Source organism: Priestia megaterium, assembly GCF_046599315.1.
Lineage (GTDB): Bacteria > Bacillota > Bacilli > Bacillales > Bacillaceae_H > Priestia > Priestia megaterium_F.
Window position 1 is genome coordinate 20,571 of record NZ_JBKIKC010000018.1, and the last position, 14,296, is coordinate 34,866.

Annotated in this window: 13 protein-coding genes and 2 pseudogenes; 8 read left to right on the plus strand and 7 right to left on the minus strand. The window is 33.2% G+C overall.

Going from position 1 to position 14,296, the window contains the following annotated elements:
- Nucleotides 1-1,119: a Ger(x)C family spore germination protein gene (locus ACLHDF_RS27835; RefSeq protein WP_413921688.1), complete on the plus strand. Its 1,119-nt coding sequence runs from the start codon at nucleotides 1-3 to the stop codon at nucleotides 1,117-1,119.
- Between the two features lie 119 nt (nucleotides 1,120-1,238).
- Here the strand turns inward: ACLHDF_RS27835 and ACLHDF_RS27840 are convergent, their stop codons facing one another.
- Nucleotides 1,239-1,511 carry an HIT family protein gene (locus ACLHDF_RS27840; protein WP_413921689.1) on the minus strand — a complete coding sequence of 91 codons (273 nt, stop codon included), beginning with the start codon at nucleotides 1,509-1,511 and terminating at the stop codon, nucleotides 1,239-1,241.
- Nucleotides 1,512-1,663: 152 nt separating this feature from the next.
- Between ACLHDF_RS27840 and ACLHDF_RS27845 the strand changes: the two genes are divergently transcribed.
- Both ACLHDF_RS27845 and ACLHDF_RS27850 read left to right on the plus strand, forming a co-directional pair.
- A complete protein-coding gene (locus ACLHDF_RS27845) occupies nucleotides 1,664-2,233 on the plus strand; it encodes a GNAT family N-acetyltransferase (RefSeq protein ID WP_413921690.1) in 570 nt (189 codons plus the stop codon).
- A 179-nt stretch (nucleotides 2,234-2,412) separates the two neighbouring features.
- Nucleotides 2,413-3,192 (plus strand): SDR family oxidoreductase, encoded by a 780-nt coding sequence (locus tag ACLHDF_RS27850; RefSeq protein ID WP_413921691.1) that lies wholly within the window; start codon nucleotides 2,413-2,415, stop codon nucleotides 3,190-3,192.
- Between the two features lie 876 nt (nucleotides 3,193-4,068).
- On the opposite strand, the pseudogene ACLHDF_RS27855 reads toward ACLHDF_RS27850, so the two are convergent.
- Nucleotides 4,069-4,944, minus strand: a pseudogene (locus ACLHDF_RS27855) (LysR substrate-binding domain-containing protein).
- Nucleotides 4,945-5,053: 109 nt separating this feature from the next.
- Between ACLHDF_RS27855 and ACLHDF_RS27860 the strand changes: the two are divergent.
- The 5 genes and pseudogenes from ACLHDF_RS27860 to ACLHDF_RS27880 all read left to right on the plus strand — a co-directional run bounded on the left by ACLHDF_RS27860 (nucleotide 5,054) and on the right by ACLHDF_RS27880 (nucleotide 8,307).
- The gene (locus ACLHDF_RS27860) at nucleotides 5,054-5,464 is read left to right on the plus strand and encodes a tautomerase family protein (protein WP_413921739.1); all 411 of its coding nucleotides are present in this window, start codon (nucleotides 5,054-5,056) and stop codon (nucleotides 5,462-5,464) included.
- 2 nt (nucleotides 5,465-5,466) lie between these two features.
- Entirely contained in the window at nucleotides 5,467-5,775 is a 309-nt protein-coding gene (locus ACLHDF_RS27865) for a carboxymuconolactone decarboxylase family protein (protein ID WP_413921692.1), read from the plus strand.
- A gap of 37 nt (nucleotides 5,776-5,812) precedes the next feature.
- Nucleotides 5,813-6,544 (plus strand): annotated as a pseudogene (locus ACLHDF_RS27870) (SDR family NAD(P)-dependent oxidoreductase).
- Nucleotides 6,545-6,760: 216 nt separating this feature from the next.
- Nucleotides 6,761-7,297, plus strand: a complete 537-nt coding sequence (locus ACLHDF_RS27875; protein ID WP_413921693.1) for a sugar O-acetyltransferase — start codon at nucleotides 6,761-6,763, stop codon at nucleotides 7,295-7,297.
- A gap of 194 nt (nucleotides 7,298-7,491) precedes the next feature.
- A complete protein-coding gene (locus ACLHDF_RS27880; RefSeq protein ID WP_413921694.1) occupies nucleotides 7,492-8,307 on the plus strand; it encodes a class I SAM-dependent methyltransferase in 816 nt (271 codons plus the stop codon).
- Between the two features lie 155 nt (nucleotides 8,308-8,462).
- Here ACLHDF_RS27880 and ACLHDF_RS27885 read toward each other — a convergent pair whose 3' ends face one another.
- The 5 genes from ACLHDF_RS27885 to ACLHDF_RS27905 form a co-directional block, all read right to left on the minus strand.
- Nucleotides 8,463-9,692, minus strand: a complete 1,230-nt coding sequence (locus tag ACLHDF_RS27885) for an NAD(P)/FAD-dependent oxidoreductase (protein ID WP_413921695.1) — start codon at nucleotides 9,690-9,692, stop codon at nucleotides 8,463-8,465.
- 385 nt (nucleotides 9,693-10,077) lie between these two features.
- Entirely contained in the window at nucleotides 10,078-10,344 is a 267-nt protein-coding gene (locus tag ACLHDF_RS27890; RefSeq protein WP_413921696.1) for a hypothetical protein, read from the minus strand.
- A gap of 885 nt (nucleotides 10,345-11,229) precedes the next feature.
- Nucleotides 11,230-11,670: a YaiI/YqxD family protein gene (locus ACLHDF_RS27895; protein ID WP_413921697.1), complete on the minus strand. Its 441-nt coding sequence runs from the start codon at nucleotides 11,668-11,670 to the stop codon at nucleotides 11,230-11,232.
- A 926-nt stretch (nucleotides 11,671-12,596) separates the two neighbouring features.
- On the minus strand, nucleotides 12,597-12,974 hold the full coding sequence (locus ACLHDF_RS27900; RefSeq protein ID WP_413921698.1) for a hypothetical protein: 378 nt from the start codon (nucleotides 12,972-12,974) through the stop codon (nucleotides 12,597-12,599).
- Between the two features lie 17 nt (nucleotides 12,975-12,991).
- Nucleotides 12,992-14,176: a hypothetical protein gene (locus ACLHDF_RS27905; protein ID WP_413921699.1), complete on the minus strand. Its 1,185-nt coding sequence runs from the start codon at nucleotides 14,174-14,176 to the stop codon at nucleotides 12,992-12,994.
- Between the last annotated feature and the right edge of the window lie 120 nt (nucleotides 14,177-14,296).

Genomic DNA, 14,296 nt, shown 5'->3' on the forward strand with positions numbered 1-14,296 from the left:
ATGAAAAAGATTTTATTGATTATTATGATAAGCAGTCAGAGCTTTTTTCTGTCTGGGTGTTGGGGTGCAAACGAAATACAAAGTCAAACTTATATTACGGGTGTGGGACTGGATTACGCTGAAGGAGAATTTACTGTCTATGTTCAAGCTTTGAATTTTGCCAATATCGCCAAGCAAGAGGGGGCTTCCTCTTTACAGCAACCCTCCCCCATTTTGATTGGGGAATCTAAAGGAAAAACCATACAGGCAGCTTTTAGCAAATTAGAACAAAAGGTGGCACTACCTCTTTACTACGGACATGTTAAAACCATTGTATTAAGTAAGAATGTCATAAAGAAGCAAATGAATTCAGTCATTGAATTTATCGGACAAAATTCTTTACTGAGATACAATTGTTGGTTTTTTGGTACAGAACGTGATATTAAAGAAATTTTAACAGGTGAGAGCTTTTTTAACTACCCGTCTTTATATACAATCATCCATGATCCCAAAACCTTAACTAGACGCAACTTTTTTATTCCTATCGAAAAGTATAACAAATTTATCTCGACTTATTACCAGCCAGTTGGTACCCAAATCATTCCTTCATTAGAAATGAATAAAGCATATTTCTCTGAGGATGAAAAAAAGAAAAATGTTGCTGTTGTTACGGGAGGTTTTGTTATTTCACAGCAGCAATACAAAGGGTGGGTAAATAAAGAAGACCTGGTTGGTCTAAAATGGTTTTCTAAGGAAGCTACTAACATACCTCTCTCCCTCTTTGATGAAAAAGTGAGTGCGATCATACAGAAACCTAAAAGAACGATTAAAGTAGTAAATGGCTATAGACCTGTCTATTACTTAATTGTAAAAGCCAATGCAGTAGTAATCCAAAACGAGAAAGATATTAGTATAGATAAAATTAATAAAGAATTAGAAAAAAAAATTAAAAGTGAATTATTAAGAACTATGGAGAAAAGTGAGGAAATAAAAGCAGATCTGTTAAATATAAGCGAAAAAACATATCGATATCATCTAAAGAAATGGGATGTAAGCGCAATCAACTCAATTAATAAGGGATCTATAGAACAACTTGAAGTAAAGATACACATCGAACAAAATATAAATTATAAACGTTAAGTTGTTTGTAATTTAAAAATTGATAACGCAATCTTAATCTTTCTTTGAACTCTTAACAGGATAAAGATTAATTACCTTTTATTCACTTTCTATTGCAGGTAGTAACTGTTATGCTGTCCCTATATAAAAAGGGTGGTTACTCCATCTGGCTTAAACACTTTTTTTATTAGCTTCATCATATTTACTGTAGCTTTATTTATCTCGATTTGTGTATCTATATCTATCTCATCAAAATCGTGAAAGTGTTGTTTTGGCAATATTAATAAGTGCCCTTCATTAAAAGGAGCGATATCTAAAGTACAACAAATATATTCGTTCTCATAGATAATGTGCCCAGGAGGGTCTAATCCTTGTGCAATCTTACAGCCTAAGCATTCATTCTTTTTCGTCATTTACTTATCTCCATATATGTAAAAATTAAGATCCTATTTACAGTTCTTTTTTTAACTATAAAATCCTTTATAAAACGTAGAACAAACAGGGAAATCTCGAAGGAAAAAAGAAATAGTTGATAAGAGATTTTTATTGTTAAAGGGGATTAATTATGGCTATAGAAAAGTTTTTGAGTGAAATTCCATTACTGGAAACTGAACGCCTTTTATTAAGAAAAATAACATTAGATGATGTTGACGATATATTTGAATTCTCTTCTGATATAGAAGTAGCTCATCATATGACCTGGGAAGCTAATAGAAACAAAGAAGAAACTTTGAATAACTTTGTAAATGTAGTTATTGAGGGATATAAGAGGGGACAATCTGCAGATTGGGCAATCGTCCATAAAGAAAGTAACAAGGTTATTGGCACATGTGCTTTTGTATATTGGTCGAATCAACATAGTAAGGCAGAAGTTGGTTATGTCTTAAACAAGAATTACTGGGGATATGGATTTACAACTGAAGCTCTTAGGGAATTAATTAAATTTGGCTTTGAATGTACTGGTCTGAACAGAATTGAAGGTGGGTGTGATACTGAAAATATTGGTTCAGAGAATGTTATGTTAAAGGTAGGAATGAAATTTGAAGGCACTTTAAGAAAAAACGAGTTTATTAAAGGTGAATTTCGTGATACAAAAGTTTTTGCCATTTTAAAAGAAGATTTTTTGCTTAACTAAAAAATAATGGCTTTGCTTATAGATTCTTAAAATTTATAAGCAAAGCCATTATTTTTATTCCTAGAAATAGTAAATACTTTTTTGGAACCGTTTACCAAAACTAGAAAACAAGATACGATATAGATGTACATACATATAAAAACAAAGCTATTGAGTATATTTGAGAGGGGTTACTTACTATGAACCGATTGATAAATAAAATCGCCATTGTGACTGGGTCCAGTCGAGTAAAAGGTATCGGAACAGAGATATGTCGTGCATTAGCCAAAGAAGGTGCAGATGTCTTTTTCACTCATTGGTCAAAATATGATCGTTCAATGAATTATTTTATAGATGATGATTCAGAATGGTCACAGCACCTGATGAAAGAAATTCGCGGGTTTGGTGTACGTTGCGAATCCATGCAATTGGATTTGTCTCAAAAAGACGCCCCACAGAAACTACTAGCTGAAGTTCAAAATAAACTGGGGTCTCCCTCCATTCTTGTAAATAATGCTACACATTCTGTGGATGTTGATTTTCGATCGATCAATGCTGAAAATCTTGATGCTCATTACAACGTAAATGTGAGAGGAACATGCCTTTTAACGGTTGAATTTGCTCGTCAAATTGAAGGTAAACATGGAGGTAGAATCATTAATATGGTTTCAGGACAAGACAAATCACCTGAACCAGGGAACTTAGCCTATGTGACAACAAAAGGCGCGGTTTCGACTTTTACGAAATCAGTCGCTCTTGAATTAGCTCCATTACATATTACCGTGAATGCCGTAGATCCAGGCCCAACGGACACAGGTTGGATGAATAGTGATTTAAAAGAACACTTACTTCCTAAATTCCCAATGGGTAGAATCGGTGAACCTAAAGACGCTGCCAAGTTAATTATCTTTTTAGCAAGTGATGAATCTGAATGGATTACAGGACAAATCATCCATTCAGATGGCGGTTTTTTTGATTAATCAAGTAATCCAAAAAAGATCTTCAATCGAAGATCTTTTTTTCTATATCTAAACGACACGAACTGGATGAGTAACTTTTTTATAAGTTTTTCTACGACTAAAGAATCAGGATAGGTGCCCAGAAAATCCACTATGTTAACTAAAATTGAAAATAATATATCGTCTATAAAGGTAAATTACTTTTTGCACGTTCATAAAGATTAATTTTATTGACTAAATAGACATTTTTTCATTTGATTCTAGATAGTCTAAAAAGGTGTACCTTTTTAGGCTATCTATGTTAGGCAGACCTCACCATAGACTATCTATACATATTTATATTAAATAACCCTTCACTAATCGAATTACGGGGGCCTTTTTATATATTTTTTCGTTGGAAAAATATATAAGCCTGAAGGCTAAAAAACCATCCTAAAGGTAACTGATCTAGTTAACAAAATAAAAGGCTACACCATTCTGAAATGATGTAGCCTTTTATTTTTAAGTATTAGATGAAATTTGTAAAAAAATAATCAATTCCTCTACGAATATATCATATTTATATGAGTAATGAATAAATTTTTTTGGATATCTGTGTATGTATAATGGAAGGATTATGATAAAAATTAGGAAAACACTGTTTAAGTTAACTTATATACTGGGGGTCATAGTATGGAAAAGAAATGGTTACTCATATCAGAGAATAGCGAGAAATCCCCTGATCCAAATGACACTATAAGTCTGGACGAATGGGAAAACGAAGGTGGAAGAATAGTAAGGAGTATGAAATAAAAAAGAATCCTTTGCTGTTAAAGCAAAGGATTTTTTTTAGAAATAATGAGATGCTAATTAGATTTTCCTCCGAATAAAAACCTATACATTAATCTGAGTTTTTATCTATATCAGCGAAGATTCAATCACTTTCATAATCTGTTGTTTTGTCTGACTTAAGTAGTTTCTTTTTTTAGAAGAAATTAATAATCCTATGGGCATTTTTGGATTAAATCCATTGACTTTAAATGATATATTATCTTGTTTTAAGTTAGTTCCTTTAGGAATAATGCCTATTGTATCTCCAAAAACCATTTCTGGAATAAGATGTAGTGCACTGCAATTGTAAACCCTGTTGAAAGCTAAATTGTTTTCCAATAAGAAATTGTTCACAGATTGATAATAATAACAACTATTTTCTCCAATCAAAATGGGATAATTAATGATATCAGCTATTTCAACTGAGTCTTGCTGTAATAGTGGATGATTAGGAGTATTGACGATAAATTCAATTTGCTCTTCACCAAGTGGAGTAAAACTCACATCGGAATGATTTTCATTGTTTCCACAAACAGCAAAATCGATTTTATTTTGATCTAACAATTCGGATAAAAGTGCTGTGTTTCCGATGATAAAATTACAATGTATGTAAGGTTTCTCGTTATTTAAATAATTTAATATAGATGGGATTAGTTTTTAAGCAATAGATTCTAACAACCCTATTTTTACTGTTCCTTTTTCTTCATTGCTTATACGCTGTGCTTGAGATATTGAATAATCCCAATGCCTTAACAAGGCATCTACTTCCTCTACAAATAAAGTATCCTCATTTGTTAATCTGGCATCCTAGCCTCGTTCGAATAAAAGAAATCCACGTTCATTTTCAAGCTTTTTTATATGTGTTATTACTGTGGACTGAGCATAGTTCAATTTTTTTGCTGCGAGTGAAAAGGTCCCTTCCTCAACAATTGTTTTAAATGTATTTAACTCTTTGATTTCCACTTTTAGACCTCATCTCTATCGGTTTTTTTGATAATTATAAGATATATTTTCAATTATATAAATCAAGATTCTAGAAGTAAAATAAATATATAGAAAAAGGAGGTAATATATTCCATTTGCTAACGTTTATTATCCAGAATATCGAATAAGCAGCAAAGAGCTAGAAAAAGTCAGTAATAGTATTCATCATTCACTAATTGAACATTTTCGAATACCTGAAGATGATTACTTCCAACTGTTTTTACCCTATCCATCTAATCAGTTTTTCTACGATTCACAGTATCTCTTAGAAAGTGGGAGAAAAAGAACGGATAAAATGATTTACATTTCCATTACATGTGGGCAAGGAAGAACAATTGATCAGAAAAATAATTTGTATCAATCAATTTTAAAAGGTTTTGATACCCATTCAAGCATTTCTACAAACGATATTTTTATTACATTAAAAGAAACACCTGCTGAAAACTGGTCATTTGGACAAGGAATAGCACAAATGGTTAACTCTAGGGAGGAGAAATAACAATGAACAATCTTATTGAATCTAAGGTACCACAGAAAATGAGAGAGATTGCTCCTGATTTTGTGAATTATGGAGAAAACATATTATTTAAAGAAGTTTGGAGAGATCCCACTTTAACATCAAAAGAAAGGAGTTTGATTACACTTTCTGCTTTGATCAGTATTGGCAACACCGAACAATTTCCCTTTCATCTCCAATTAGCTAAAAAGAATGGAATTACTGAAAAGGAAATTATCGCTTTAATAACACATATGGCTTTTTATGTTGGATGGCCTAAAGCATCTGGAGCACTAAATATAATACTGCAGTAATTTTTAAACCATTAGGATAATAAAAAGAGATGTAGAGATCATGTTTAAGAATAAAGTAGTATTGGTAACTGGTGGCGGTACAGGAATTGGAAGTGCTACTTGTATAAAGCTATCTTCTCTAGGGGCTAATGTAGTTATAAACTATTCAAAGTCTTTGTAAGAAGCACAGGATACATATAATCAGTTATCAAATGATGGGCTATTATATCAGGCAGATATCAGTGATAAGAGCCAAGTGAAAAATATGATTCTTGCTTGTATTGAGAAGTTTGGAAAGTTAGATTATCTTGTTAACAATGTGGGGATTATGCATCAACTAGCCATGAATGACTTGAATGGAGCTACTGATGAAATTTGGGACCAACTTTGGGATGTAAATGTCAAAGGAACATTTTATTGTATTAAAGAAGCCGCACCTTATTTAAAAAAAGAAGAAGATGCAGCAATTGTTAATGTTGGTAGTGTAGCAGGTATAACTGGGTTAGGTCCCTCCGTTCCATATGCAGTGACAAAGTCGGCTGTTCATGAATTAACAAAATCACTCGCGTTTTCACTAGCACCAGACATAAGAATTAATAGCATTGCTCCCGGTGCTGTTGAGACAAGATGGTGGAAGGGAAATGAAGAAAAAATGAGAGCCTTAGCCGGAAATATTCTATTGAAAAGGATTTCCACACCTGATGACATTGCTGAAACCATTTGTTATACACTTCTTCATAAGTCACTAACAGGACAAATCATAACAGTAGACAATGGGCAAACTATGTGAGAATCTATTAGTTTTTAGTTAGAATTGAGGAGAATTAAAGAAGATCCCCATTATTCTAGTTACAGTTCATCGCAAGTAAGAGTTTTTTTCATACCTTAATAATTCCAGTTCATTATTAAGTCACTACACTACATTGAATAAAGGTCATAAAAATGAGTAGTTGAAGCCGAGGGTTTGATGGTATTGGAGTGTAAATAAGAGGAGGTGTGCTCTACTGTGAAAGATAAATTGAAAACCTATTATAAAAGAGGAACAGAAGAGCTAAAAAAAGATAATATTCGTGCTCATAAACTAACTCAAGAATTTAACAGTACAGATATGGAAGAGGTTGAAAAAAAGGAAGCCGTTATTCGGAAGCTCTTTGGAAGTGTAGGAAGGAATGCTAGTATTGAACATAATTTTCATTGTGATTTAGGTTATAACATTCATGTAGGGAAAGACTTTTATGCCGGATATAACTGTACGATTTTAGACATAGCTGAAGTTATAATTGGTGACAATTGCATGCTTGGTCCTAATGTTGGTATTTATACGGCTGGCCATTCTATAGAACCTAAAGATAGGAATAAGAGTGGCTATGCAATGCCAATAAATATTGGTAATGATGTATGGATTGGTGGGAGTTGTGTAATTTTACCAGGTGTTACAATTGGTGATAATTCGATTATTGCTGCTGGTTCAGTTGTGATAAAGGATGTTCCAAGTAATGTTATCATGGCAGGAAACCCAGCAAAGATACTAAGAGATATTTAATCTTTCTTTTGAGGTACATAATGTTAACAAAAGAAGAACCGTTTATATTAGGCCGGTTCTTCTTTTATAGGTTCCGGGAAGCAACATTATGGTAACTAATTTTGTCTATTATATACATCAATAGTTTACAAATTCTTCAAAACGAATAATACTTATATTGGAAGTTGTATGAGACATAGAAGGGGAATTTGTTTATGAATAAAGTTATGAATTATTACTCAACATTTGATGAGTGGGGGCGTCTAGATAGGGAACCGTTAGAGTTTCAAATTAACTGGCATTATATACAAAAGTATCTACCGGAAAACGGAAGCGTATTAGATAATGGAGCTGGCCCAGGTAAATATGCAATGAAACTAGCCGAAGAAGGATTTCAGGTAACGCTAACTGATCTTACGCCTAAATTAGTAAATATAGCTGAAGATAAAGCAAAAGAACTTCGGCTTTTTAATCAATTTAATGGATTTCATATTATGGATGCAAAGGATTTAAATTTATTAAAAGACAAAGAGTTCGATGCTTCCTTGATGATGGGGCCTATGTATCATCTACAGAATGAACAGGATCGTGATGCAGCTGTTAAAGAACTGTACCGCGTAACAAAAAATGAGGGAGTTGTATTCGTTGCCTTTATGTCTAGAGTTAGACATACTCTCTCTTCATTGTTGCATCCAGAGGCGTGGAAACCCAATAATACAATGGATAGCATCGAAGAGTTTCTTGCTACTGGCAACTTTAATCATCAGGATGAGGGAAGATTTACAGGAGCTTATTATTTTGATGTACAAGAAATTAATCCTTTTATGGAGTCTAATGGATTTGAAACCTTAAACCTAATCGGATCATCTAGTATTGGGTCTCTTTTATCTAAAGAGCAATGGGATTATTGGACAGATAAGGGAAAAACTGAGTTTGACCGATTAATTGAAGTATTAAAGAAAACAGCAGCCGATCCCTATATCCTAGGGGTTTCATCACATCTACTTTATATTGGTAGAAAAAAAGGATAACTATTTAGTTATCCTTTTTGTAATAACTCGTTTTCCGATAACATTGATTATGGTAACTAAGTCGAAAATTAGAATAAATCACTTCCATAACCTCTTTTTCTCTTTAGCCCTTAACTTGCTTGAAGAGTTACAGCTCCCATAAGAGAAAGTAGTTGTTAGATCGACTGCATGATTCGTGCGAGTTCTTTTTCTAAATCAGCAGGCTCGTTTGCATAATTGTAAATCCCTAAAAACTTCTTTATAGCCTCAGGATAGGAACCGATTAACTTATTAACAGCATCCTGTTGTTCAGATATGCGTTCATTCCTCGAAATTTTGCATCCCATGTGAAACCGAACCATAAACTCATCTTCTATTGCCTTTTGATATTCTTCAGATATTCGATTTAATTGACCGGATTGTCCCTTATATTTTGATAGAATATTGGATAATATACGGGCTCCACATATAGCATCATGAATACCCTGCGCCATGCCAGGGTCTTTAAAACAAACTGCATCTCCAACCAATGCCCAGCCTTTTCCCATTCCTTCATACCAATAATTATTATATCCAAGAATACCTTTAATCGGTTCTACTAATTCTGCATTTTTTAAGCGCATTCCAATTGTTGTATTTGGAAAGTTATCTGTTAAGAGATTGCGTAGACAGCTTTCCGGATTTGATTTCAACCGTTCTTTCAACTCCCTATTTTCTAATGGAAAAATGCCGACAATAGCATATAGATCATCATTCGTCGGAAAGAGAATGGCTGTGTTATCTTTTATCTTGTATACTTCAAATTTAGGGACATTATCGTGGCGAAATCCAGAGAAATATCCGAAATAGATGCCGACTTTTGCTGGAATGCTTATTTTGAGTTCACTTTTTACCAACTTGCGAATAATAGAGGATCGGCCGTCTGCCCCAACTACGAGGCGAGCTAGAAATTCTTGCTTCTCGTTGTTACCGTCTAAACCTTTCACGCCTATTACTGTTTCGTCATCACGGATAACATCCGTCACACGAAATCCCTCTAAAACAGTTACATTCATTTGAGATTTGGCTTTTTCAAGTAGGATGCGATCGAGATAAGTTCTTCTAATGCAATAACAACTGTCCTCTCCATGAACCTCTGGTATAAGACCTTCTATCACGGTATCCTCAAATTGAAATTTAATATCCTGTACCGGTGGTGCTTTTGTTTCCAATAACTTATCCATGACGCCGATTTCTCGAAGAAGAGCGACAGTATTATTAAAAAAGGTATGGGTTGATAATGTGTCCCTTGGAAAAGTCGCTCGGTCCACCAACAACACATGAAAACCTGCCTTAGCAAGATAAATTGCCAGGGTAGAGCCAGCACATCCAGCACCAGTAATGATGACATCATACGTCTTATTCATCGTATCACTCCATTTTTAAGTACAATTATTAACTTGCTTATCCATTAGCAGCGCTCTAAAGTTAATGTGCCTACGAGCTAAAGTAATGGGGAAAATTCATAAGAATATACTACATAATAAAGTAATGAATCTTGCTGATCTTCCTTTACTTTGCAAATAATTCTTTTGACAATCATTAGTATTGCCTCATTCCTTTAGTTACTTTTACCTCTGCTACCTTTATTATATTTAAAGTCCATATGATTATTATCCAACTGTAAGAGTAAGTTTTTAATTAATTTTTACGACTAAAGGATGAGGATACAAATAATCTAAGGATTCTTTTTTACAAAGATTCCTTAGATACCGATAACTCGCATTATCGGAAATTCTTTAAAAAATCTATTTACTTATTAAAAAAGTTTTTTATAGCTTCTAAACGTATGTTATGGCCACATTCTTCACAAGTATATTTCCCTTTCATATTTTCTTTAACTTGCTTATATCTCAATGTGCCTTCGTATACTCTAAATTTTTTTCTACAACATATACAAATTACTTCATAATAAAAAACCGCAAATTCCCCCTGTTCCGATAAATTTGAAAATACTTTGATGTTTATAGCAAAGGATTCTTTTTTTATTAAGTGCAATTCATTATAAGTAAGTTTCAATAATGACTCCTTCTAGAGCCCAACTAAAAAATGAGCTTGCTGAATCAAATGTACTACATAAAAAGCAGTACGTTTGTACATACCCAGCCATACTAAAAAATTTATTTATTCATCATATAAATATGATATATTTGTAGAGAAACTGATTATTTTTTACGAATTTCATCTAATACTTAAAATAAAAGGCTCCATCATTTTAGAATGGTGGAGCCTTTTATTTTGTTAATGTTCAGTTTTGTCCCACATAGACAGTCCCAAAAGGTATATCTTTTTAGACAGTGAAAAAAATGATTCAAAAAACGTCTATTTAAATGAAAAATATAATTTTACGGACAAAATATTTAAATCTATTATACGATGTGAAAGTCATTATTATCGTTAACAAAATAAAAAGCAACCTCGACATTGGCAAGCTAGGTTGCTTTTAATAGGGTTCATACGTAGGTGAATACGAAAGAAGTAACTGCAAATAAACAATAGCACATTTTTGCTGGAGATACTATATTTTTCCATATAAGCATATGTATAAAAGGTGTACTTTTTATACGTTCTTGTTTCTTTCAACTATCCAAGGAACGTAGTCATATCAACGATGCATAAAAAGTTGCATGATTCGGGTAAAGAATCCTTGGTGGAAGCCTACCGCCCTAAGGGTTCTTTTGCTTTCTTATCTCCGTAAAGAGACATTATGTTAACAAGAATTGTGCTCTTTCTTTTTGTTAAGGGCCCTTTTGTGGAATAATACTTAATGAACGAATTAGTTAAATTTTGTTAAAGTAAATAGAGAAGATTGTTAAGAAATGTATTTAAGCTAACGGAGCAGGTTAGTTTAATATTTGGACAATTTATTTTTCTAGGTTTTTCTTAACAATGGATGATTCTTTTTTAACGTGAAATCGCTCTTTTAAAAAGCCCCTTAAATTTCTCCTTATCTTCTGATGTAAATGGTTTTGGCCCCTTTGTACGCTTTCCGCTCTTTCGAGCCATTGCACTCAAATAACGTGTTTGTAATAGTTGGTCAATGTTTTCATTTGTATAGCTAGACCCATTATGGTGTAGTACCGCACACCCTTTTGCTAAACCTAGCGAAGCAAGACCATAATCTTGCGTAACGATTATATCTCCTTTTTCTGCTAACCTCATAATACGATAATCCGCAGCATCTGCCCCAGAATCAACATAAATGGTTTCTACTCCTGATGGTTGTTCCGCATTAGAAAAATGAGAAAAGCTAGTAACAAGGATAACAGGAATTTCAGCATTCATACCTTCAGAGATAATGATATCTTTTACCGGACAAGCATCGGCATCAACATAAATTTTCATCTTAACCTCTCCTGTAAATAAGTTTGAGTTGATGATAATGGCAAATTTAGCCTTTGTCAAACGATAATAGATGGTTTACCTAAAATCATTAAAAAACAGTTGTTCTATTAAAGAGCGCATTTGTTGAACAAGAAGTAAAATGGTGATACATATTATACATGACTAATATGTATCACTATCTATTTTTTTATGACTTTTTACGCTTTGGTCTTGATAAGCTTTTGCGTCTATTCCTGAATAATCAAGATTGTTCTAATTGTGATTTATAAGAGAAAATGAGAAGCTAATTTGATCTTACGTAACCTTCTAACGTATAAAAGGTTTATTTAGTAGAGTAAATAGACGTTTTGTCATTAGTTTTCCTATAGTATAAAAAGATGTACCTTTTGGGATTATCTATATTGGACAATCTCAATCATAAATTAACTATACACAGTTAAGGGGATTGTGGTTTAAAAGTGTTGAAAAGTTGTTACTGAGAGGCTACCAAAAAAATATCCTTTATTTTGCAGTTAAATGTCCATTTATTGCAATTCTGAGCGTTTCTCATAATACTGTTTTTAGTAAAGGAGTTGGGAGGATTGAAAAAAATCATATACTGGATTATTTTTATTTTTTTTGATTGTAGCTTATGTAACTGACATAGAAAACATTGACTTAAAGGATTTATTCTCTTCAACACAAGAAAGTACTACATCCTATGATAAGTAAAGTAATCTATTTTCCAATTGAAAAGGAGCTCGCCAAAATAGTAGCAGGTTTAAGCCTGTTGCTACATAAATGTTGAATAGCTAGAGAAATATTTATATGAATGGTTTATATCTTAATTGAGCAAACTACCTAAGATGAATGAATCACCACCTTATAAGTGTAGTGATATGTAAAACAGAAAAAACCACTAGGATGAGTTCTAGTGGTTTTACTGTTTAAAAATCGTTATATTCTTCTAAGTCGTCATCGTCTAATGAGCCAGATATATTTTCTAAATCTGCAATCTTTCCTTCTTTCAATTGGGGAACCTTTGAAGGTTCTTCTTCCTTGAAGGAATCATTTCCTACAAAATCTGTTGTTTTTGCCAATGTTTTTAAATCAGCTAGTTCATTCTTTATATGTTCAAACATTTCGTAGGTTTTTTTGTCTTCAATTGCTTTTCTTTCAGTAAATGAACCATCTAGATCACGTAGAATTAAAGATGAAATATAATCCCCCAACTTACGCGATTTAGCATATGTAGCTAGTTTATTATACACTTCATCACTCAATCGATTCGTCTTAATGGTAAACGCATTTTGACGCTCTGACATCCCTATCACCTACGTTGTTAGGATTTAACGGCTTTTTTCTCTGCTTCTTGCTTCTTTTGAACGTAACCAATACTACGAATCTCTAAGCCAAATAAATTTAAATGGCGGCTATCTTGGGGAACCTTATGATACTTCTCGGTACGTTCTTCTCCAATTTTTTCACGCATACTGTTCATGATAGCTACTTCCAAAGTAGGAGCTACCCCGCCGCAGTATACATACTTACGTAGTTTATTCGCCGGTGGTGGTGCGACATCATTTAATTTAGCCAATAAGATTTCCACGTATTCTCGTAGTGAAGATTTGATTGTACTTGTTAAATCAATAGATTCACCTGTATTCTCATTTTTTAGTACAAACTTTTGCTTGCTGTAGTTATCAAGAATAAATTGATCGAAGGCACGTAAGTCTGTGAATAACTCTAAAAATTTCTCTTTACGCAATTTATCAATATGCGCTAAATAAGGAATCCCCTCAATACTTTGGAACGATTCACGACTATTAGCTGCTTTCAACCCTTCGGGTAGAATAACCACATCAATGGAACCACCGCCTATATCCACCATCACCGTTTCACATTCTACATACTCATTTGCATCTTCGCGATCTTGAAGTGTTAAGTCTTTTTTTAACGCAAAACGTGCACTTTCTCCCTCTTTTAAGCATGCACTTTCTTCTACTACTACCTTTAAAGTATTTTCAAAACCAGGCGTATGAACAGTAAATGTATGGTCGCCTGAGAAGCGATTAGCCATGGCTTTTTGAGCCGCCCCAAATGTGCTCTCTTTCTTAAGAAGCCAGATTGGTAACATAGTAGAAAAATAGTCAATTTCAATTGTATTGTCTTTTTTATTTTTTGCATGTAACGCATGGTAATACGCAATCGCAGCTAAAAAGGTGATGTATGGAATATGACTTGTAATTTTATTATGTAATTTATTAATGTGATTATTAGCCAGCAATTGACTAGCTGCAATGTCGCCTACTAAGAAATAACGCTCCTTCTCTTCTCCCTCAATGGTTGTAGAAAGTAAAATACGCTTTTTGAATTCTTCTGGAGCTGTAACAGCATCTGTGAAAAAGGAGTCTGCAGCTTCCTTTTGAAGTTCAACTACATTCGTTGGGAAATCAAATAGATATCCATCCATAATGTTCATATCAACAGAGTTACCGCAGTCTTTATTAAAACGTGAAATTTTCATTTATAAACACCTCATCTTTTAAGTTGAACTTATATTCAACTTATTGTACTTGATTTAGGATAAATATTCAATATGTGGGAGCAACTTAGTTATCTACAAAACATTACATATATCAACAAT